This is a genomic window from Lentzea sp. NPDC037011 (assembly GCF_055607425.1).
In genome coordinates, this window is sequence record NZ_JBVJRT010000015.1 from 1 (window position 1) to 19,606 (window position 19,606).

Sequence of the window (19,606 nt, forward strand, 5' to 3'; positions counted from 1 at the left end):
TAGCTACTCAAAGGAATACTCCTGACGAGGAGTATTCATATTACTGGCTGTGTTATCGGCACGCTGTTGAGTTCTCAAAGAACACGCGCTCACCGCAGCTCATCTCCGAGGAGAGTCACTTCCGGGGCTGTGTCAGGCTTAGAAGTCTTTCGCCGCGCTCCGTTCCGGTGTTTCCCGGCCCGTTCCGCGCTGGCAGAGAGAAATTTACACGGCGGCCTCCCAACATCCAAATCGGGGGTCCGCCACTACATCTGCGCAGGTCAGGCCCCGCACGGACGGCCTAAACACCCCAAGATCGACGCACAGTGTGACCGGGGCCACGTCGAAGATCTTGCACCTGGCCTCACCGAGGTGCGCTGGGCAGGTGCACGGTCACCGACAGACCACCCGCCGGCACGGCCACTGCCTGCACAAACCCGCCGTGCGCGGCCACCGCGGCGCGCACGATCGACAGTCCGAGGCCGGTGCCGGACTGGCTGGTCCGGTCCTTGACCCCGCGGCGAAACGGCTCGAACAGCTCCTCGACGCGATCCGGGGCGATGAGCTGACCTGACGACGACACCCGCAGCACCGACCACTGCGGGCCGGTCTCGACGGTCGTCTCGATCCAGCCGTTGACGTGGTTGTGCCGGACGGCGTTCTCCAGCAGGTTGCCCGCGATGCGCTCCAGCAGTGCCGGGTCGCCGACGGCGAGTGCGGGCGCACAGCGGAAGACGGTGCGCAGATGGCGTGCCTCGGCCTCCGCGCGCACGGCCCTCCACGCCGACTCGACCAACGCCGACAGGTCGACGGGTTCGCGGACCGCGAGTCCGATGCCGTCCGTGCGCGCGAGCAACAGCAGCGCGGACACCAGTTGTTCGGCCCGCTCCCCCGCCGCGCGCACGACGCCGGCCATGCGCCGCAGCTCTTCGACGTCGGCGTCCGGGTCGGACAGGGTCACGTCCAGCTCGGTGCGCACCACGGACAGGGGGGTGCGCAGTTCGTGCGACGCGTTCGCGACGAACCGGCGCTGGGAGTCGAAGGCGGCTTCGAGGCGGTCGAGCATCGCGTCGAAGGTGTCCGCGAGCTCCGCGACCTCGTCGCGCGGCCCCTCCAGGCGCAACCGCGAGCCGAGCGACTCGGCGGACAGGCGTTGTGCGGCTCCGGTGACGTCGTGCAGGGGCTTGAGCACCCGGCCGGTGAACGTCCACGCCAGCACGGCTGCGGCCAGCACCATGCACGCGAACGCCACCAGCCCCGCCCGCACGAGGTCCTGGCGAGCTGCGGTGGTCAACGCCTCCGTCAACACCGTCACGTCGACGTTGACGCCGTCAACGTTGACTTGACTGCCTGCGGGGAACGACGGTGACGAGTCGAAGACGCGGCCGACCAGCACCCACCCGAGCGCGAGCAGCACAGCACTCACCACCGCGACCAGCGCGGTGGTGAGGAGCGTGATCCGGAGCCTCAGCCCCGGCCCGCGCCGTCGCACGTGTCAGACCTCTGCAGACCCGATCGAGGCACTGGGCACCCGGTAACCGGAACCCACCACGGTGTCGATGATGCCCGGCTCGCCCAGCTTCTTGCGCAACGTCATCACGGTGACGCGCACGGTCGTGGTGAACGGGTCGGCGTTCTCGTCCCAGACGCGTTCGAGCAGCTCCTCGCTGCTGACGACGGAGCCCTTGGCGGCGAGGAGGACCTCGAGCACGCCGAACTCCTTGCGGGTCAGCTCGATCGGCGTCCCGCCGCGGGACACGGTCCGCCGTGCGGGGTCGAGCTCGACGTCCTGCGCCGAGAGCACGGGCGGCGTCGCCGGCGTCGCGCGGCGGGCCAGTGCGCGCACGCGTGCGACGAGCTCGGGGAACGCGAAGGGCTTGGCGAGGTAGTCGTCGGCGCCCAGCGAGAGCCCGGACACGCGGTCCTCGATCGACCCGCTGGCGGTCAGCATCATGACCCTGGTCAGCGCGCCGGAGCTGAGGATCTCCTTGCACAGCTCGTCACCGGACATGCCGGGCAGGTCCCGGTCGAGGACGACGACGTCGTACCTGGTGACCGTCGACTTCTCGTGCCCGGTCTCGCCGTCGTAGGCGACGTCCACGGCCATGCCCTCGCGCCTCAGGCCGCGAGCGATCGCGTCGGCCAGCGGCACCTCGTCCTCGACTACCAATATCCGCACGCCACAAAGGTGCCACAAACACCTGAGAAGGCGCTTAACGGCACCTTCACAGGCCCTGTCGGATCTGCTCCTCCGTGCGGGCGGCCGCGGTCCGCAGGAACCGCAGCACCGCGGCCAGCTCGGTCTCGTCGAACGAGCCGAGGTCGGCCAGGTGCCGTTCGTTCAGCGAGTCGTAGAGCCCGCCGACCCGGCGCACCGCGTCGTCGTCGGGTTCGATGACGACCTTGCGCCGGTCGTGCGGGTCCGGCACCCGGCGCACGTACCCGGCCCGGACGAGCCGCTCGATCATCCGCGAGGCGGAGCCGCTGGTCAGGTTGACCCGCTTGGCGAGCTCGCCCGGAGTGGCCGGGCCGTCGTTGGCCAGCACGAACAGCGCCTGGAGGTCTGTCCAGTTCATGCCGAGGCGCTCGGCGAGCATCCCGTTGAACTGGATCACCGGGATCTGCCACCTGGCCACGGCACGCAGGACCTCGTCCAGCAGCTGCGTCATGGTCGCGAGCATACGAGCGCCGCACAATCACTGCGCAACGCAGCTACTGTGCGATACAGTCACTGCGTGATGCAGCAAATTTGGTACGACCACCCCGTCTGGATCGTCACCGAACCCGGCCTGGCGAAGGAGGTGCTCACCGACAGCCGGTTCGCCAAGGACACCGCGCTCGCGCCGAAGCACTGGGACGCCGCGACGGCGGGCCTCGAACCGACAGCCGGGCAACAGCTCGCGATCACCACGCTCGACGGTGAGCCGCACGCGGAGCTGCGCAAGGCCTTCGCGCCGCTGTTCAACGCCGCGAAGCTGCGCGCGTTCTACCCCCGTGTGCGATATATCGCGGAGCAGCTGCTCGGTGAGCTGCCCGACGAGGTCGACCTCGTCGAGGACTTCACGCCGCGGTACCCGCTGGCGGTGCTGTGCGAGCTGCTCGGCATCCCCGCGCACCACGTCGAGACGGCGATGACGTCGTGCCGCCTGATGCTGGTCGACTACCCGGCGCACGTCCCCGCCGCCATGGCCGGTTTCGCACGGCTGTCGGCGGAGGCGACCGCGGAGCTCCGCATGCCGCCCGGCACGACCGAGCAGGACCTGCACTACCAGGTGTTCACGATCTTGTTCGCCGGGCAGATCACCACCGACCTCGCGGCCGGCTCGCTCGTCGCCCGCCTGCTCACTACCGACGAGCCGCCGGACGTGCTGGTGCGGGAGTCGTTGCGGGAGCACCCACCGGCGCCGTACACGCTGTGGCGCTTCACCACGGCCGAGGTGGACCTCGGCGGCACGAGGGTGCCCGCGGGCTCGCCCGTGCTGGTCGACCTGACCCGCGTCCCGGACCTGGTGTTCGGGCACGGCCCGCACTACTGCATCGGCGCGCAGCTGGCCCAGCTGGAGCTGCGCGCCCTCGCGGAGACGTTCCGGACCGCCTACCCGAACGCGCGGCTGACCGCCGTCCCCACCCGCACCGAACCGGTCGGGATCATGGGCGGCCGGCTGCGCTCGTTGCCGGTCAGGCTCGCCTAGGCCGGTCCACGACGACGGTCGACGCCGCCTGCAACGCCCGCAGCTCCAGCAGCGCCGGGTGCTCCTCGGCCAGCCGGGCGGCGTTCAGCAACGACCGCAGCGCCGCGGTCTCCCCGCGCGCCCGTTCCAGCGCGGCCCGTCCCTCCGCGGCCGCGACCAGCTCGGCCAGCGCCGCACGGCGCAGCTCACCGGGCATCACGACGTCGCGCACGGCCACCTCGGCAACGGAGATGCCCAGCTCTTCGGCACGTGCGGCGACACCGGCGGCGACCTCGGCCGCGATGGTCTCGCGCTCGGGGTCCACCGCCGAATGTGCGCGCGTGAGCACCGAACCGCGCAACGCCAGCTGCACGGCCGTGTACAGCTCAGCTTCGGGAGACGCTGACTCGACGATGAACCTCGTCGGCGACGACACCGCCCACCGCACTACGACGGTCACGCGCACCAGCACACCGTCGGAGGTGGGCACGTCCTGCGCCGCCGGGGTCATCGTGCGCGGGCGGACGTCGACGCGGTGCAGCGCGGCCCGCCACGGCAGGCGGTGCCGGCCGGGACCGACCTCGCCCACCAGCACACCGCGATCGAACCGGACACCCCGCTCCCACGGGTACAGCGTGTGCTTCACCATCTCTCCCCCCTCGGTCCGGGTACACCACGACCCCGGCCGGCGGGACGGCGGGCGGGCGTCCACAAGGGACGCGCAGGGCCCGACGCCCCCGTGTGCGACCGGGGTCGTGGTTCCAGGATTCGAACCTGGTGCTTCAAAGGCACCCAGTGCCCGCTTCGATCGTGGAACCCGGGCGAGGAAGACCTGCCGGGCCACCGGGGAGCGGGCGCGAGGAGGAGGCTAGCCGACCTGCTTGTCCGCCCGCGCGTCGATTTCCACCGGCAGGCACTCCAGACGGGCCGCCCACTCGGTGACGCGGCGCGCCACGTCCTGCGCGGTGATGCCGCACAGCGACAGCACCTCGCCGCGCGAGCCGTGGTCGTGGAACTGCTGCGGCAGGGCGATGTCGCGCAACGGCACCTCGACGTCGGCGTCGCGCAGCGCGGCCGCGAGCGCCGAACCGAAGCCGCCGTGGCGGCCGCCGTCCTCGACTGTCACGACGAGCTTGTGCGCCGCGGCCAGCTCCACGAGGTCGCCCGACATCGGGTAGATCCACCTCGGGTCGACGACCGTCACGCCGATGCCCTGGTCCTCAAGCCGTTGCGCGGCTTCCAGCCCCAGCTCGCCCAGCGCGCCGACCGTGACCAGCAGCACGTCGTTGCCGGAGCGGCGGAGCACGTCGACCGAGCCCACGCGTTCCACCGCGGGCAGGTCCTTGCCCACGGACGCCTTCGGGTAGCGGATGACGGTGGGCGCGTCGGAGATGTCCACGGCCTCGCGCAGCTCCTCGACCAGCGAGGCGGCGTCGCGCGGCGCCGCCACGTGGACGCCGGGGATCACGCCGAGGATCGACATGTCCCACATGCCGTGGTGCGACGCGCCGTCCGGGCCGGTGACGCCCGCGCGGTCGAGCACGACCGTGACGCCCTGCCGGTGCAGCGCGACGTCCATGAGCAGCTGGTCGAACGCCCGGTTGAGGAACGTGGCGTAGACGGCGACGACCGGGTGCAGGCCGCCGATGGCGAGGCCGGCGGCGGAGGTCAGCGCGTGCTGCTCGGCGATGCCGACGTCGAAGAAGCGCTCCGGGAACGCCTTGGCGAACGGGTCGAGGCCGGTGGGCCCCTGCATCGCGGCGGTGATCGCCACGACGTCGGAGCGCTCGCGGCCGACGTCGACGAGCGCGTCGGAGAACACGTGCGTCCAGGTCCGGCCGGCCGGCTTCACGTCCTCGCCGGTGATCGGGTCGATGATCCCGGTGGCGTGCATCTGGTCGGCCTCGTGGTTCTCGGCCGGCGCGAAGCCCATGCCCTTGCGGGTGACCGCGTGCACGATCACCGGGCCGCCGAACGACTTCGCGCGCTGCAACGCGGACTCGAGCGTCGCCTGGTCGTGGCCGTCGACCGGGCCGATGTACTTGAGGCCGAGGTCCTCGAACATCGCCTGCGGCGCCAGCGCGTCCTTGATGCCGCGCTTGGCGGCGTGCAGGGCGGCGTAGAGCGGCTTGCCGAAGAACGGCGTCTGCTGCAGGGCGCTCTTGCCCTTCTCCAGCACGCGCTCGTAGCCGGGGCGCAGCCGCAGCGACGACAGGTGGTCGGCGAGACCACCGATCGTCGGCGAGTACGAGCGGCCGTTGTCGTTGACCACGATCACGACCGGGCGCGTCTTGTCCGCCGCGATGTTGTTCAGCGCCTCCCAGCACATGCCGCCGGTCAGCGCGCCGTCGCCGACGACGGCGACCACGTGACCGCCGCTGCCGTTGATCTGCTTCGCCTTGGCCAGGCCGTCCGCGTAGGACAGCGCCGTCGAGGCGTGCGAGCTCTCCTGCACGTCGTGCTCGGACTCCGACCGCGACGGGTAGCCCGACATGCCGCCCTGCTGGCGCAGCCGGTCGAAACCGTCGCGCCGGCCGGTGACGATCTTGTGGACGTACGACTGGTGCCCGGTGTCGAACACGATCGGGTCCTGCGGCGAGTCGAACACCCGGTGCAGTGCCACGGTCAGCTCGACGACACCCAGGTTCGGGCCGAGGTGCCCGCCCGTCTTGGACACCTTGTCGACCAGGAAACGCCGGATCTCCTCGCACAGCTGCGTCAGCTGCGCCTCGTCCATCCGTTTCAGATCAGCCGGTCCGTGCACGGACTCCAGCAGGGTCACCACGCCACCTCACTCCTGAAGACTTCGGCTCAGTCTACGGAGACGCGACTGAGACGCATGGTCAGCGCGTCTCAGGTACGAGCAGGGCGATGCACTCCACGTGGTGGGTCATCGGGAACGCGTCGAAGGCCCGCAGCTGGTCGAGCCGGTACCCCTGAACTGTGAATTCGGCCAGGTCACGTGCCAGTGCGGCGGGGTCGCAGGCCACGTAGACCACCCGCTGCGGACGGCGCCGTGCGACTTCAGCCACAACGACCTTGCCCGCCCCCTTGCGCGGTGGGTCGAGGACCACGACCTGCGGGTCCTCCACCGGCAGCGGACGGGTCACCAGGCGTTCGACCTTGCCCACGACCCACTCGACCTGGGGCATGCGCCGCAGGTTGCGCCTGCCGTCCTCGACCGCGCCCGGGAAGGACTCCACGACCAGCACGGACCCGGTGTCGCCGACCTGGCGGCCGAGCACCGACGCGAACAGCCCGGCGCCGCCGTAGAGGTCCCACGCGCGCTGGCCGGGCTCGGCCGCGGCCCACTGCCCCACGACGGTCGCGAACGTGTCCGCCGCCGCCGGGTGGACCTGCCAGAAGCCGTCGGCGGAAATTCGCCACTTTCGGCTGGCGGCCGTCTCGACGGCCGTACCGGTTCCGGCGCGTCGCACGGTGTGTCGGCCACGCACCTCACCCACATGGCGGTTGCCGTCACCGTCTTGGACGATCGTCAGCTCCTGCGCCCGCCACCTGCGGTCGGTCACGGCCTCGACCATGCCCGGCCGGCTGATCACACAGTGGTCGACCGGGATCACATCGTGGGAACGGGTGCCGCGGAAACCGGGTCGCCCGTCACCGTCGACGGCCATCCGGATGCGGGTCCGCCACTCCAGCGGCCCGCCCGGCAGCGCCTCCACGACCACGTCCCGCTCGATCTTGCCGAGACGGCTCAGCTGCTCGCGGACGACCTGCGCCTTCAGCTCCCGTTGCGCGTCCCACGCCACGTGCTGGAAGTCGCAGCCGCCGCACAGCCCCGGCCCGCTGAACGGACACGGGGCCTCGACGCGGTCCGGTGACGCCTGGAGGACCTCCACGGCGTCCGCACGGCAGAACGACCCGCCGTTGTCCTCGTACACGGAGGCGACAACGCGCTCACCGGGCAATGCGTGGCGCACGAACAGAACACGGCCCTCGTGCCGTGCGACGAAGTGCCCGCCGTGCGCGACGGGCCCCACCTCTACCTCGAAACGTCGTCCTACCCAGCTCACCGGTCGTCAAGTCCCCTCCGGACAGCGCCGGGCGCGATGACGTCCTTGTCGCGGACCTTGGCCGCCGACGTGAGCTGCCAGGGCACGCTCGTCACCATCACTCCCGGCTGGAAAAGCAGCCTTCCCTTGAGCCGCAACGCGCTCTGGTTGTGCAGCAGCTGCTCCCACCAGTGGCCGACCACGTACTCGGGGATGAACACCGTAACGACATCGCGCGGGTTGTCCGACCTGACCCGCTTCACGTAGTCGAGGACGGGCTTGGTGATCTCGCGGTACGGCGACTCGATGACCTTCAGCGGGACCTTGAAGTTCTCCCGCTCCCAGTCCGCGACGAGCTTGCGGGTGTCGCCGTCGTCGACGTTGACCGTGACGGCCTCCAGCACGTCCGGGCGGGTGGCCTTCGCGTAGGACAGCGCGCGCAGCGTCGGCATGTGCAGTTTGGACACCAGGACCATCGCGTGGTTGCGGGCCGGCAGCGTGCGGACCCGCTCCTGCTGGCGCAGCTCCTCGGCGACGGTGTCGTAGTGCTTGCGGATCGCGGTCATCAACGCGTAGATGGCCGCCATCGCCGCGATGGCGATCCACGCGCCCTTCGTGAACTTCGTGATGAGCACGATGATCAGCACGGTCGCGGTCAGCGCCAGGCCGAAGGTGTTGATCATCTGGGAGCGGCGCATCCTGGTGCGTGCCTGGGCGTCGGTCTCGGTCCTGAGCAGCCGCTGCCAGTGCTTGATCATGCCGAGCTGGCTGAGCGTGAACGACACGAACACGCCCACGATGTAGAGCTGGATCAGCCGGGTGACCTCGGCGTCGAACGCGATCACCAGCACGACCGCGAAGCCGGCGAGGAACAGGATGCCGTTGGAGAACGCCAGCCGGTCGCCGCGGGTGTGCAGCTGGCGGGGCAGGTAGCGGTCCTGGGCGAGGATCGAGCCGAGCACCGGGAAGCCGTTGAACGCGGTGTTCGCGGCGAGCACCAGGATGAGCGCGGTGACGCCGGCGATGAAGTAGAAGCCGGGCGGGAAGCTGTCGAACACGGCGTGCGCGATCTGCGCCACCATCGTCTTCTGCTCGTAGCCCTCAGGGGCGTTGGTGATCTGCTGCGCGGGCGACTCGGCCATCCGCACGTCGGTGAGCTGGGCGAGGATGATCAGGCCCATCAGCATGACGACCGAGATGCCGCCCATCAGCAACAACGTCGTCGCGGCGTTGCGCGACTTCGGCTTGCGGAACGCGGGCACGCCGTTGCTGATCGCCTCGACACCGGTCAAAGCGGCGCAACCGGACGAAAAAGCCCGCAGCACCAGGAACACGAACGCCAGTCCCATCAGGTGGTCCGACTCGGCGTGGATCTCCAGGCCCGAGCTCTCCGCACGCATCTCGTCGCCCAGGACGAAGCCGCGGAACAGCCCGTAGCCGATCAGGCCGAACACGCCGATCATGAACGCGTAGACGGGGACGGCGAACGCGCTGCCGGACTCGCGGATGCCGCGCAGGTTCACCGCCGTCAGCAGCACGATGGCCGCGACCGCGAACTCGGCCTTGTGCGTGGCGACGAACGGGATCGCCGAGCCGATGTTCGCCATCGCCGCCGAGATCGACACCGCGACGGTGAGGATGTAGTCGACGAGCAGGGCGCTCGCCACCGTCAGCCCCGCCCTGCGGCCCAGGTTGACCGTCGCGACCTCGTAGTCACCGCCACCCGACGGGTAGGCGTGCACGTTCTGCCGGTAGCTGGCGACCACGGTCAGCATCACGACCACGACCGCCACCCCCACCCACGGTGCCATCGCATAGGCGCTCAAGCCCGCCACCGACAGCATCAGGAAGATCTCCTCCGGCGCGTACGCGACCGACGACATGGCGTCGGAGGCGAAGACCGGCAAGGCGATGCGCTTGGGCAGCAGGGTGTGAGCGAGGCGATCGCTGCGGAACGGCCGTCCGACCAGGAGGCGTTTGGCAGCGGTGGCGAGCTTGGACACGGCCAGAGCGTAAGGGGTCCGCTCACCGGGACGGGCTAATGCTCGGTAGGTTCTGCGCAGAGTTCGCCTGAGGAGGCATTCGGTGCACGTGGTGATCATGGGTTGCGGGCGGGTGGGGGCGTCCCTGGCCAAGGCCCTGGAACGGCTGGACCACCAGGTCGCCGTGATCGACAAGGACGCGCAGTCGTTCCGCAGGCTGGGCGGGGATTTCCACGGCCAGCAGGTCGTCGGGAACGGGTTCGACCGCAACGTGCTGATCGAGGCGGGTGTCGAGCGCGCCGGCGCGTTCGCGGCGGTCTCCAGCGGCGACAACTCGAACATCATCTCGGCGCGGGTGGCGCGGGAGACGTTCGGCGTGGAGCACGTCGTCGCGCGCATCTACGACCACAAGCGGGCCGCGGTGTACGAGCGGCTGGGCATCCCGACGGTGGCCACGGTGCCGTGGAGCACCGACCGGTTCCTGCGCATGCTGCTGCCCGAGGGCGCGGCGACGGCGTGGCGCGACCCGTCCGGCACGGTGGCGGTGCTGCCGGTCGAGGTCGACGAGCGGTGGGTGGGCCGGCCGGTGTTCGAGCTGGAGGCCGCGGTGGGGGCGCGGGTGGCGTTCCTCATGCGGTTTGGCACGGGCGTGCTGCCCGACGCGAAGACCACGGTGCAGGCGGACGACACCATCTACGTGGCGGCGTTGTCCGGCACGGTCACCGACGTCGCGGCCGCGGCGCTGCAGGCACCGGAGGAGAGCTGATGCGGATCGCGATCGCTGGTGCGGGTGCGGTGGGGCGGTCCATCGCGCAGGAGCTCGTCCAGGACGGGCACCAGGTCATGCTGATCGAACGGGACCGGGCGCACTTCGACCCGAACTCGGTGGAGCAGGCCGAGTGGGTGCAGGCCGACGCGTGCGAGCTGTCGTCCCTGGAGGACGCCGGCATGCAGCTGTGCGACGTGGTGATCGCCGCGACCGGTGACGACAAGGTCAACCTGGTGGTGTCGCTGCTCGCGAAGACCGAGTTCGCGGTGCGGCGCGTGGTGGCGCGGGTGAACGACCCGACGAACGAATGGCTCTTCACCGAGTCGTGGGGGGTCGACGTCGCCGTGTCGACGCCGCGGTTGCTCGCCGCGATGGTCGAGGAGTCGGTGACGATCGGCGACGTGGTGCGGCTGCTGACGCTGCGCCAGGGCCAGGCGAACCTGGTGGAGATCACGCTCGACGAGTCGACGCCGTTCGCCGGGCGCGCGGTGTCGGAGCTGACCCTGCCGCGTGACGCCGCGCTGGTGACGATCCTGCGGGGCGGGCGGGTCATCGTGCCGCAGCCGGACGACACCCTCGAAGGCGGCGACGAGCTGCTGTTCGTCACGACCGCCGCGGTCGAGCAGGACATCAAGTCCGCGCTCGGCTACTGATATACCGCATATCGGATATGGGCTCGGAGCTAGAGCTCATATCCGATATATCGCGTGCTGATGTACTGGATATCGGATATCAGGGTGCGTTCCAGTGCTGGTCTTCGCCGCCATGGCAGTCCCATAGCTGCACCGCGATGCCGTAAACCGGTTGGGACCGGCGATCTCGACCGCTGCGCTGTGGCTGGTCGTTCCCAGCTTCAGGAGTGTCATGCGGCCCCGACGTCGGCATCGGACCGCAGGACACACCGATCGAGCGGTATCTGCGGAGCGCATCCGCACACTTACCAGCTGTGAGCGATCAGTTGCCCCTGGTCGGGCGCGACGAAGCGCGGCGGGTCGAGGTCGCCCGCACGCGGGCGTCCGAGCTGTTCTTCGGTCTGGGAGACGAGGAAGCCGCTGTCGCCGTGCTGGACGAGCTGACAGCGGCGGCACTGCCCGCGGAGCTGGAACGCGCGGTCCTGCACACCGCGGCGGAGTTCGCGGTGGAGGCCGCACCGGTACCGGTGCTCCGGCTAGTTGGCGCGCTGCTGCTCGCCGAGGACGAACGGGCCGGCCGGCGGGTGCTCGCGGTCGCCGACCGGCTCAGCGGCCACCACGCCGACGCCATCGCGCGGGCCGCAGCCGATGACGAGGTCTGCACGGCGAGCCTTCTGCTCTCCGGTGACCTGGCGCCGGCCGAGGAACGTGCCACGCGGACGTTGGCCGAAGAAGGGCACCGCCCGGCATCCCAGGTGTCGTCGCGGGTGTTGTTGAGCCAGAGCGCGCGCATGCGCGGACAAGCGGCGGCGGCTGTGCGGATCAGCGCCGAAGGCCTTCCCGAGCCGAACGCACCGCTGACGCTGTGGGACGTCGTGCTGCTGGCCGAGTTCGCCACCGGAGCCGCACTGCGGGGGCAGACCGATCGCGCGCAACGCGCGCTGGCCGGTGCCGAGGCCGGGTTGCGACCGGCCTGGCGCGTGGCGCGGTTCGCCGTCGGTGGCGCACGGTCGTGGGTGCTCGCGAGTGCGGGACGGGTCGATGAGGCCGTGCAGGCAGCGTTGGACAACGCCGCCGCCGCATGGGCCCACGGCGCACATTCCGAGGAAATCGTGTCGCTGCACGACGCCGCACGGTTCGGTGCCGACACCTCACCGCGTCTGCTGGAACTGGCGAAGTCGCGCAAAGACCCGCTCACAACCGCATACGCCACCCACGCGCAGGCGCGCGCATTGCGTGACCCGGCGGGGCTGGAGGAGGTGGCAGCGGCGTTCCTGGCGTGCGGTGCCACGTTGTTCGCCGCCGAGTCGATCGCCGAGGCCGGCCGCCTGTCCCGCCTGCACGACCGGCCCCGCGACGCGGACCGGTTGGAACGGCAGGCCGCCGCGCTCGCCGAGTCGTTCGACGGCGCGACCACACCGGGCCTGGCGGTCACGAGCACGCTCGTCGCCCTCACCCACCGCCAGCGGGAGATCGCGCGCCTGGCCGTGGCGGGGCTGACGAACACCGAGATCGCCGACCGCCTGGCCATCGCCAAGCGCACCGTCGACAACCACCTGCACACCACGTACGCGGCGGTGGGCGTCACCGGGCGGTGCGGGCTGCGCGCGCTCTTCGGCCAGTGCTAGCGAGCGGCCGGTACCGCGACGAGCCTCGTGCGGAACGGGACAGGGCCGGGCTTCCTCGCGGAGGCCCGGCCCTGTCCGTGTCGAGAGTGCGTCAGTCGCGGGACTTCTCGCGCGACTCCTGCTCGACGGTGCGCTTCAGCTCGTCCATGTCCGGGGTGAGCAGGTCGTCGGCCGTGCGGGCGAGGACCTCGTCGGTCTCCGCGGCGAGCTCGGCCTCCGCCTCCCGCTCGGCTGCTTCCTCCGCGGCCTTGAGGCGCTTGTCGGCGCGGCGGACGGCCCACACGGTGGCGACGAGGGCGATGGCCATCAGCGGGTAGCCCATGCCGAGGCGGGCGACGGCCAGCCAGCCGACCTGGTCCTCCTCGTAGAGCCAGCGCTGCACGACGAAGCGGGCGAAGAAGACGAGCGCCCACACGAAGGTGGCGATGTCGTAGTCGCGCAGCGAGGCCTTGTCGGAGCGCCAGGAGCGGTCTCTGCCGTTGAGGAAAGCCCAGATCACGCCGGCCAGCGGCCAGCGCACGAGGATCGACAGCAGGAACGCGCCGCCGTAGACGACGCTCTGCCAGATGCCGAACAGGAAGAAGCCCTTGGCCTCACCTGTCTTGTAGGCGATGAACGCGGCGATGCCGACGCCGAAGACGGCGGAGATGGCGGGCTGGATCGTGCCCTTGCGGACGGCGAGGACCACGCCGATCACGACGGCCGCCGCCAGGGCGCTGATGATCGCGGCCATGAGGTTCTTGGCGGCGAAGTTGACGATCACGAAGACGACGACGGGCAGCGAGGAGTAGAGCATTCCGCTCACTCCGCCCATCTGCTCGAGGACGGTGGGCTGCTTTTCTTCGGTCTTGGCTGAGGTCATGAAGCGATCTGCAACTCGTAATAGGGGTTGTAGAGCACCTTGCGCCCGTCGCGCACGGCGATGCGGCCACGGGCCTTGATCGTCCGACCAGGCTCGATGCCCGCGATGCGACGGCGGCCGAGCCAGACGAGGGTGACGCCCTCGGTGCCGTCGTAGAGCTCGGCTTCCAGGGTGGCGGCCGCGTCGCGGGGGCAGAGCTCCACGCTGCGGAGCCGGCCCAGGACGGTGACCTCCTCACCGGACTTGCAGTCGCAGGCCTTCACCGCGCCGACGGCCTCCGCTTTCCGCGACAGGTCGTCCGCGTCGAGCTCGGCGACGTCGCTGGTCAAGCGACGCACCAAGCGGTGCCAATAGCCGCCCATCCCCGACTCCTGCAGTGCCTTGGTGGCCCAGTGGTGTGGACCGTCTGACAGTGAGGGTACGCACGAGGGCGGACAATCTCGGCCGTGCCTGTCGAGACTGTCCTCCTGCTGCCCGGTACCGCCTCCGACGCCGTGTTTGTCCGTTCCGTCTTCACGGGCCCGTTGTCGCAGGTCGGAGCGGTGATTGACGCTCCGCACGTCCGCACACTCAGTGAACGGTTGACGGCACTGGAACACGCCGCCGCAGAGCACCCGATCGTGGTGGGGGGCGTCTCGCTCGGCGCGCACGTCGCCGTGTCGTGGGCGGTCCGCAACCCGGACCGGTGCGCGGGGCTCGTGCTCGCGTTGCCCGCGTGGAACGGCAGCCCGGACGGCGCACCGGCCGCACTCGCGGCGACGGCGAGCGCGCAAGTCGTTGCGGCACATGGGATCGACGCGGCGCTCGCCGGCACGTCCGGCTGGCTGCACGACGAGCTGCGGCGCGCCTGGCACGGCTACGGCGAGCTGCTCGTACCGCACCTCGCCGAGGCGGCCGAGTCGGTCGCGCCGACCCTGGCGGAGCTGAGGTCCCTCGACGTGCCCGCGGGGATCGTCGGCTGCGTCGACGACCCGGTGCACCCGGTCGAGGTCGCACGGGCGTGGGCGGACGCACTGCCGCGCGCCGTGCTGGTGGAGACGACGCTGGACGCCTACCCGCACGCGCTGGGGCGTGCGGTGCAGGCGTGGCGTCGGGCGCAGGGGCGTTAGCCCTGCTGCTGCTGGATCTGCCGGGCGATCGCCTCCGGCAGCTCGACGGGCAGCGGGGTGCGGGGCGGCATCGGCTGCTCACCGCGCACGACCACGGTGCCGCGGATCATCTCGCGCAACGCCGCGGCGTTGTGCTCGAAGTGCTCCTCGGGACCGGCGGCGACACCGCGCAGCATCCAGCGCGGGCCGTCGATGCCGACGAAGAGGATCTGCACGCCTTGGTTGCGCGCGGTGATCTCCTCGCCCCACTCGCCGTTCTCCCGGTTGATGCGGGCGCCGTCCTCCTTGAGGCCCGCGATCAGCTCGGCGCCGACCTCCTTCCAGAGGCCACCGGACTTCGGCGCGGCGAACGCGCTCACCGTCAGCTGACCGACGGGCGTGAGGATGTGCACCGCGCGCACGGATGCGCTCTGCTGGTCCATCTCGACCTGCAGCTGGGCCTCGTCCGGCATGGGCAGCAGCACCGAACCCAGGTCGAGCCGCTGCACGTCGTCCTTCGGTGCGACGGTCGAGTCCCACGGGCCTTCCACGTCGTCGAAGACCTCGTCGTTCTCCAGGCCGGTGTCAACGCCCCCCGCGGAGTGACGACCGCGCTTGCGGCGCCTTCCGAACATCCCTTACCCCTCGGTCTCTGTGGTTGCCGTGCCGGCGAGCACCACGTGCCCGCCGGTCGAGCCGTAGCCCCCCGCACCGCGCTCCGTCTCCGGCAGCGCCGTGACCTCCCGGAACACCGCGTGCTCGACGCGTTGCACGACGAGCTGGGCGATCCGGTCGCCGCGCGAGAGGGCGATCGGCTCACGCAGATCATGGTTCACGAGGCAAACGCGGATCTCACCGCGGTAGCCCGAGTCGATCGTCCCCGGCGTGTTCACCACGCTCAACCCGACCCGCGCGGCCAGGCCGGAGCGGGGGTGCACGAAGCCCGCGAACCCGTCGGGGAGCGCGATCGCGACACCGGTGCCGACCACCGCGCGCTCGCCTGGTGGAATGACCACGTCCGACGTGGTGACCAGGTCGGCGCCCGCGTCGCCGGGACGGGCGTAGGCGGGCACGGGAACCCCCGGATCGAGCCGGGTCAGCAACACCTCGACGCTGGACACGGCGGCCGAGATTACCCTGACGACGTGAGTGAGACTGCCGTGACCGCCACTACGACCTTCCGCGAGCGCCTGTACGTGACGTGGTGGATCTGGCCGCTGCCGCTGCTGGCCGCCGCTCTGCTGGCCGCCGAGGTGCACATGGGGTTCCCCGGGGTGCGCTCCTGGCTGCCGTACGCGGTCCTGCTGCCGCTGACCGTCCTGCTGATCGTCCGGATGGGGTCGACGAAGGTCGAGGTGTCCGGCGGTGAGCTGCACGTGGGCGAGGCCCACATCCCGCTGGAGCTGCTGGGCGAGGTGGAGGTCATCGCGCCGGAGGCCCGGCGCGCCGCCATGGGCCGTGAGCTCGACCCGGCGGCGTTCGTGCTGCACCGCGGCTGGGTCAAGCCGATGGTGCGCGTGCGGGTGACCGACCCGGAGGACCCGACGCCCTACTGGCTGGTCAGCACCCGGTACCCCGAGCGGCTCGCCGCCGCGCTGAAGGCCTGAGGTTTCCCCGAAAGGCTGAAGTTCGACGGTGCCGTCGAGGTCGGTCAAACACAACTGGGCGCCACCCGTGCGGGTGAGCGCCCAGTGCTGTTGAGGCCTGCGGATCAGGCGCAGTCGCGGCAGATGTACACGCCGCCGTTGTCCTCGGCGAGCCTGCTGCGGTGGTGCACCAGGAAGCACTTGGAGCACGTGAACTCGTCGGCCTGCTTGGGCAGGACCTTGAACGTGAGCTCCTCGCCGGACAGGTCGGCTCCGGGGAGCTCGAAGTTCTCCGCGCTCGCGTCCTCGTCGACGTCGACGACGCCGGACTGCGTCTCGTTCCGCCGGGCCTTCAACTCCTCGAGGGAGTCCTCAGCGAGTTCGTCCGCCTCGCTGCGACGCGGCGCGTCGTAGTCGGTCGCCATCTTCTTCACCCCTGCGGTCTACGGAGACTGTTCGTGTCGCTGGTTAACGCTCCAGCGCCCTCTTTTGTGCCCCACGTCAAGGTGACGTAGGTCTCTCGCACTCCGTGGCAAGCCAACCCCCTTGACGTGACCGTCGGCTTGATCGACATGTGTGCGGAGCGCGCAGAGGGTAGCTCACTGCCCGAATGACCCGACATCGGGTTACCCCTTACCGACCGGACGGGTGACACAACCTTTCTACGCTGGACCGATACCCTGTGCGGGAGCACCTTCGGCTCGGCGTGCAACCTCGCTCCGGGCAGGTACCGTCCTGACTGAGAGCGACCGGGCCGGTGCGGTGGGTCACGTGCGCCGCGGCGCACGCCGGCCGGGCAGGGCCTAGGCTGATCAGAGGGTTGGAACACGGGGAGGGCTTCGGACGTGGGACCCGCATCGGGAAGCTTGACGCCGTACAAGCGGCGCCGGCCGGTACCCGCGCTCATCCTGTTCACGGTGCTGCTGGTCAGCTCCGTCTTCGTGTGGGTGGAGGTGCTCGGCAGCGCCAGTGACGTGGACGCGGCCATCAGGTGCAACCCGCCCGGCGGCACGACCACGAACGTGACGAGCGTGGTCGACCCGGCGGCGGCACCGGTCGCGCCGCCGCCCGCCCTGGGCACGGTGCTGGAGCACGACGCGCTGGACCGCACGAACCCGGTTCCGGTGGGTGACGTGAACTTCCGCGTGGTGAACGCCTCGACGCAGCGCAACCACGCGAAGGCCGTGGCGGTGATGCTCACCGAGCTCGGCATGAAGCAGGCGGCCGAACCCGGCAACGACCCGGTCTACCCCGCGGGGGACATGAACTGCCGCGGCCAGCTCCGCTTCGGTGCGCCCGGCGCCCAGGCGGCGCGGACGTTGTCGCTCGTCGAACCGTGCCTGGAGCTGGTGCGCGACGACCGCCAGGACGCGACCGTCGACGTGTCGGTGGGCAAGAAGTTCGACGAGGTCAAGCCGAACAGCGCCGCCCGCAAGGTCCTCGACCAGCTCAAGGAGTGGGCGGACCAGCAGCCGGAGCAGCAGGGCGGTCAGGTCGCCGAGCCGAACCCGCCGACGCTGAACGCCGACAACGTGGCCGCGGCCCGTGAAGTGACCTGCTGACCTCTCGTCCCGCTCCACCCGGCCGTGAGCCAGACGGCTCCAGCTGAGTCCAGGTTGACTGGACAGCGATCAGTCATCAGTTGACCGGATCAACCCACATGTTGATCCGGTCAACGTGCACGAGCCGCGTCAATCAGACCTTGCCGAAGCCCGACTCCACCAACGCCGTGTACATGGCGTCGGCGACACCGGGCGCGGCGGCGAACGTGGCGTCCTCCCCCAGCTCCGGCGACGTCCCCGGCAGCCGCACCACCGCACCCGCCTCGGCGGCGACCAGCGCGCCCGCCGCCCAGTCCCAGCGGCCCAGGCCGTGCTCGGCGTAGGCGTCGAGGCGACCGGCGGCCACCGAGCACAGGTCGAGCGAGGCGGCACCGGCACGGCGCATGTCCCGCACGCGGGTCGACATCGCCGCCCAGGTGTCGGCCTGGCGCTGACGGCGTTCGGCGCGGTACTCGAAGCCGTAGCCCAGCAGCGACAGCGACAGGTCCGTGGCCGCCGACACGCGCACCGGTTCGCCGTCGAGGAACGCGCCGTGCCCGCGCGCCGCCGTCCACATCCGGCCGGTCGCCGGCTCGAAGACCGCGCCGGCGACCGACTCGCCGTCGAGCTGCGCCGCGATCGACACCGAGTACCAGGGGATGCCGTAGAGGTAGTTGACGGTGCCGTCGATCGGGTCGACGACCCAGGTCAGGCCGGAGCCGACGGACCCGCCCTCCTCCTCGCCCAGCACCGGCTCACCGGGCCGGGCCTCGGACAGACGCGTCCGAACGAGTTGTTCCGAGGCGCGGTCGGCTTCCGTCACCACGTCGGTGGAGGTGCTCTTCGTGTCGAACGACACCACCGCGGACGCGCGCATGCGCTGGACGAGAGCACCTGCTTCCCGTCCGATGGCTGCGGCGATGTCGACGAGTGGCCGGGGATCAAGCACGACCGGTTCCCTCCTGCGTCACTAGCACGGGACTATCGGACAACGTCAGGCTAATGTCTGCGCACCACGGTTACTGAATCGAGTAGGAAGGACCACGGGGATGGGCATCACCCGCGGGTTCGGTGTGGACATCGGCGGCTCCGGCATCAAGGGCGGGCTGGTCGATCTCGAAACCGGCTCACTGGACGGCGAACGGATGCGGATCCCCACGCCCCAGCCCTCGACTCCCGACGCGGTGGCGGACGTCGTCGCCGAGATCGTCGAGAAGTTCCAGTGGGACGGACCGGTCGGCGTGACGCTGCCGTGCGTCGTCAAGCACGGCGTCGCGCACAGCGCCGCGAACGTGGACAAGGGCTGGATCGGCTGCGACGCGGCGTCGTTGTTCGCCGAACGCCTGGGCCGCAAGCCCGAGGACATCGTTGTGATGAACGACGCGGACGCCGCCGGCATCGCGGAGATGTCGTACGGCGCGGGTGTGGACAGGCTCGGGACCGTGGTGCTGCTGACGTTCGGCACGGGCATCGGCAGCGCGGTGTTCCTGGACGGCAAGCTCGTCCCGAACACCGAGTTCGGCCACCTCCAGGTCGACGGGCACGACGCGGAGAAGCGCGCGGCGGCGTCGGTCAAGGAGGAGAAGGAGCTGTCCTGGGAGGAGTGGACGCCCAGGGTCAGCCGGTACGTCAACGTGCTGGAGGACCTCATCTGGCCGGACCTCGTCATCGCGGGCGGCGGCGTGAGCAAGAAGGCGCACAAGTGGCTGCCGTTGCTCAAGGTGCGCACGGAGGTCGTCGCGGCCGCGCTGAAGAACGACGCGGGCATCGTCGGTGTCGCGTGGGCCGCGGCGCACGGCGCCCGGCCGTAGCGGGTAACCGACACCGAAACGTGTCCGTTCCTCTCGACTGGATC

The 19,606-nt window shown here is 70.5% G+C and carries 21 protein-coding genes; 8 read left to right on the forward strand and 13 right to left on the reverse strand.

Annotated features, from left to right (window positions below; all coding sequences use genetic code 11):
- Window positions 1-343: 343 nt before the first annotated feature.
- The 3 genes from ACZ7CH_RS35245 to ACZ7CH_RS35255 are packed head-to-tail and all read right to left on the reverse strand — an operon-like array spanning window position 344 to window position 2,648.
- Window positions 344-1,471 carry a sensor histidine kinase gene (locus ACZ7CH_RS35245; protein ID WP_360398277.1) on the reverse strand — a complete coding sequence of 376 codons (1,128 nt, stop codon included), beginning with the start codon at window positions 1,469-1,471 and terminating at the stop codon, window positions 344-346.
- A gap of 3 nt (window positions 1,472-1,474) precedes the next feature.
- On the reverse strand, window positions 1,475-2,158 hold the full coding sequence (locus ACZ7CH_RS35250; RefSeq protein WP_065913330.1) for a response regulator transcription factor: 684 nt from the start codon (window positions 2,156-2,158) through the stop codon (window positions 1,475-1,477).
- 46 nt (window positions 2,159-2,204) lie between these two features.
- On the reverse strand, window positions 2,205-2,648 hold the full coding sequence (locus ACZ7CH_RS35255; RefSeq protein WP_360398280.1) for a MarR family winged helix-turn-helix transcriptional regulator: 444 nt from the start codon (window positions 2,646-2,648) through the stop codon (window positions 2,205-2,207).
- Between the two features lie 69 nt (window positions 2,649-2,717).
- Here ACZ7CH_RS35255 and ACZ7CH_RS35260 point away from each other — a divergent pair, with 69 nt between their 5' ends.
- A complete protein-coding gene (locus ACZ7CH_RS35260) occupies window positions 2,718-3,671 on the forward strand; it encodes a cytochrome P450 family protein (protein WP_470375994.1) in 954 nt (317 codons plus the stop codon).
- Here the strand turns inward: ACZ7CH_RS35260 and ACZ7CH_RS35265 are convergent.
- The 4 genes from ACZ7CH_RS35265 to ACZ7CH_RS35280 all read right to left on the reverse strand — a co-directional run bounded on the left by ACZ7CH_RS35265 (window position 3,658) and on the right by ACZ7CH_RS35280 (window position 9,666).
- Entirely contained in the window at window positions 3,658-4,299 is a 642-nt protein-coding gene (locus tag ACZ7CH_RS35265) for an SPFH domain-containing protein (protein WP_470375920.1), read from the reverse strand. The genes ACZ7CH_RS35260 and ACZ7CH_RS35265 overlap by 14 nt on opposite strands.
- Before the next feature lie 219 nt (window positions 4,300-4,518).
- The gene (gene dxs, locus ACZ7CH_RS35270) at window positions 4,519-6,432 is read right to left on the reverse strand and encodes a 1-deoxy-D-xylulose-5-phosphate synthase (protein ID WP_470375921.1); all 1,914 of its coding nucleotides are present in this window, start codon (window positions 6,430-6,432) and stop codon (window positions 4,519-4,521) included.
- A 61-nt stretch (window positions 6,433-6,493) separates the two neighbouring features.
- Window positions 6,494-7,651: a class I SAM-dependent RNA methyltransferase gene (locus tag ACZ7CH_RS35275; RefSeq protein WP_458433671.1), complete on the reverse strand. Its 1,158-nt coding sequence runs from the start codon at window positions 7,649-7,651 to the stop codon at window positions 6,494-6,496.
- A gap of 29 nt (window positions 7,652-7,680) precedes the next feature.
- Window positions 7,681-9,666 carry an APC family permease gene (locus ACZ7CH_RS35280; RefSeq protein ID WP_360398290.1) on the reverse strand — a complete coding sequence of 662 codons (1,986 nt, stop codon included), beginning with the start codon at window positions 9,664-9,666 and terminating at the stop codon, window positions 7,681-7,683.
- Between the two features lie 82 nt (window positions 9,667-9,748).
- Here ACZ7CH_RS35280 and ACZ7CH_RS35285 point away from each other — a divergent pair, with 82 nt between their 5' ends.
- The 3 genes from ACZ7CH_RS35285 (at window position 9,749) to ACZ7CH_RS35295 (ending at window position 12,674) form a co-directional block, all read left to right on the forward strand.
- Window positions 9,749-10,411: a potassium channel family protein gene (locus tag ACZ7CH_RS35285; protein WP_360398292.1), complete on the forward strand. Its 663-nt coding sequence runs from the start codon at window positions 9,749-9,751 to the stop codon at window positions 10,409-10,411.
- Complete coding sequence (locus ACZ7CH_RS35290; protein ID WP_053738527.1) at window positions 10,411-11,067, forward strand: potassium channel family protein; 657 nt, start codon at window positions 10,411-10,413, stop codon at window positions 11,065-11,067. Before ACZ7CH_RS35285 ends, ACZ7CH_RS35290 begins: the two co-directional genes overlap by 1 nt.
- A 293-nt stretch (window positions 11,068-11,360) precedes the next feature.
- A complete protein-coding gene (locus ACZ7CH_RS35295) occupies window positions 11,361-12,674 on the forward strand; it encodes a LuxR C-terminal-related transcriptional regulator (protein WP_470375922.1) in 1,314 nt (437 codons plus the stop codon).
- 91 nt (window positions 12,675-12,765) lie between these two features.
- On the opposite strand, the gene ACZ7CH_RS35300 is transcribed toward ACZ7CH_RS35295, so the two are convergent.
- Window positions 12,766-13,536, reverse strand: coding sequence for a DUF3159 domain-containing protein (locus ACZ7CH_RS35300; protein WP_360398298.1), 771 nt, complete (start codon window positions 13,534-13,536; stop codon window positions 12,766-12,768).
- Window positions 13,533-13,898 carry an OB-fold nucleic acid binding domain-containing protein gene (locus ACZ7CH_RS35305; RefSeq protein WP_065913341.1) on the reverse strand — a complete coding sequence of 122 codons (366 nt, stop codon included), beginning with the start codon at window positions 13,896-13,898 and terminating at the stop codon, window positions 13,533-13,535. The genes ACZ7CH_RS35300 and ACZ7CH_RS35305 overlap by 4 nt, the downstream gene beginning before the upstream one ends.
- Window positions 13,899-14,117: 219 nt before the next feature.
- Here ACZ7CH_RS35305 and ACZ7CH_RS35310 point away from each other — a divergent pair, with 219 nt between their 5' ends.
- Complete coding sequence (locus tag ACZ7CH_RS35310) at window positions 14,118-14,645, forward strand: alpha/beta fold hydrolase (protein ID WP_470375923.1); 528 nt, start codon at window positions 14,118-14,120, stop codon at window positions 14,643-14,645.
- Here the strand turns inward: ACZ7CH_RS35310 and ACZ7CH_RS35315 are convergent.
- Window positions 14,642-15,259 (reverse strand): DUF3710 domain-containing protein, encoded by a 618-nt coding sequence (locus ACZ7CH_RS35315; protein ID WP_360398302.1) that lies wholly within the window; start codon window positions 15,257-15,259, stop codon window positions 14,642-14,644. The two genes, ACZ7CH_RS35310 and ACZ7CH_RS35315, sit on opposite strands and share 4 nt — an antisense overlap.
- A 3-nt stretch (window positions 15,260-15,262) precedes the next feature.
- Window positions 15,263-15,745, reverse strand: coding sequence for a dUTP diphosphatase (dut, locus tag ACZ7CH_RS35320; protein WP_360398304.1), 483 nt, complete (start codon window positions 15,743-15,745; stop codon window positions 15,263-15,265).
- Between the two features lie 24 nt (window positions 15,746-15,769).
- Here dut and ACZ7CH_RS35325 point away from each other — a divergent pair, with 24 nt between their 5' ends.
- Window positions 15,770-16,231 (forward strand): DUF3093 domain-containing protein, encoded by a 462-nt coding sequence (locus tag ACZ7CH_RS35325; RefSeq protein ID WP_470375924.1) that lies wholly within the window; start codon window positions 15,770-15,772, stop codon window positions 16,229-16,231.
- A 104-nt stretch (window positions 16,232-16,335) separates the two neighbouring features.
- Here ACZ7CH_RS35325 and ACZ7CH_RS35330 read toward each other — a convergent pair whose 3' ends face one another.
- Complete coding sequence (locus ACZ7CH_RS35330) at window positions 16,336-16,635, reverse strand: DUF4193 domain-containing protein (protein ID WP_086667480.1); 300 nt, start codon at window positions 16,633-16,635, stop codon at window positions 16,336-16,338.
- 441 nt (window positions 16,636-17,076) lie between these two features.
- On the opposite strand from ACZ7CH_RS35330, the gene cei reads away from it, so the two are divergent.
- Window positions 17,077-17,772 (forward strand): envelope integrity protein Cei, encoded by a 696-nt coding sequence (cei, locus tag ACZ7CH_RS35335; RefSeq protein ID WP_360398308.1) that lies wholly within the window; start codon window positions 17,077-17,079, stop codon window positions 17,770-17,772.
- Window positions 17,773-17,905: 133 nt separating this feature from the next.
- Here cei and ACZ7CH_RS35340 read toward each other — a convergent pair whose 3' ends face one another.
- Window positions 17,906-18,700, reverse strand: a complete 795-nt coding sequence (locus tag ACZ7CH_RS35340; RefSeq protein ID WP_360398310.1) for an inositol monophosphatase family protein — start codon at window positions 18,698-18,700, stop codon at window positions 17,906-17,908.
- A gap of 100 nt (window positions 18,701-18,800) precedes the next feature.
- Here ACZ7CH_RS35340 and ppgK point away from each other — a divergent pair, with 100 nt between their 5' ends.
- A complete protein-coding gene (ppgK, locus tag ACZ7CH_RS35345) occupies window positions 18,801-19,562 on the forward strand; it encodes a polyphosphate--glucose phosphotransferase (RefSeq protein WP_360398312.1) in 762 nt (253 codons plus the stop codon).
- Window positions 19,563-19,606 lie beyond the last annotated feature (44 nt).

Excerpts from the sequence above, each read along its gene's own strand:
- ppgK (WP_360398312.1), top strand. The coding sequence starts at position 18,801 with ATGGGCATCACCCGCGGGTTCGGTGTGGACATCGGCGGCTCCGGCATC.
- ACZ7CH_RS35305 (WP_065913341.1), bottom strand. The coding sequence starts at position 13,898 with ATGGGCGGCTATTGGCACCGCTTGGTGCGTCGCTTGACCAGCGACGTC.
- ACZ7CH_RS35260 (WP_470375994.1), top strand. The coding sequence starts at position 2,718 with ATGCAGCAAATTTGGTACGACCACCCCGTCTGGATCGTCACCGAACCC.
- ACZ7CH_RS35255 (WP_360398280.1), bottom strand. The coding sequence starts at position 2,648 with ATGACGCAGCTGCTGGACGAGGTCCTGCGTGCCGTGGCCAGGTGGCAG.
- ACZ7CH_RS35290 (WP_053738527.1), top strand. The coding sequence starts at position 10,411 with ATGCGGATCGCGATCGCTGGTGCGGGTGCGGTGGGGCGGTCCATCGCG.
- ACZ7CH_RS35315 (WP_360398302.1), bottom strand. The coding sequence starts at position 15,259 with ATGTTCGGAAGGCGCCGCAAGCGCGGTCGTCACTCCGCGGGGGGCGTT.
- ACZ7CH_RS35330 (WP_086667480.1), bottom strand. The coding sequence starts at position 16,635 with ATGGCGACCGACTACGACGCGCCGCGTCGCAGCGAGGCGGACGAACTC.
- ACZ7CH_RS35265 (WP_470375920.1), bottom strand. The coding sequence starts at position 4,299 with ATGGTGAAGCACACGCTGTACCCGTGGGAGCGGGGTGTCCGGTTCGAT.
- ACZ7CH_RS35300 (WP_360398298.1), bottom strand. The coding sequence starts at position 13,536 with ATGACCTCAGCCAAGACCGAAGAAAAGCAGCCCACCGTCCTCGAGCAG.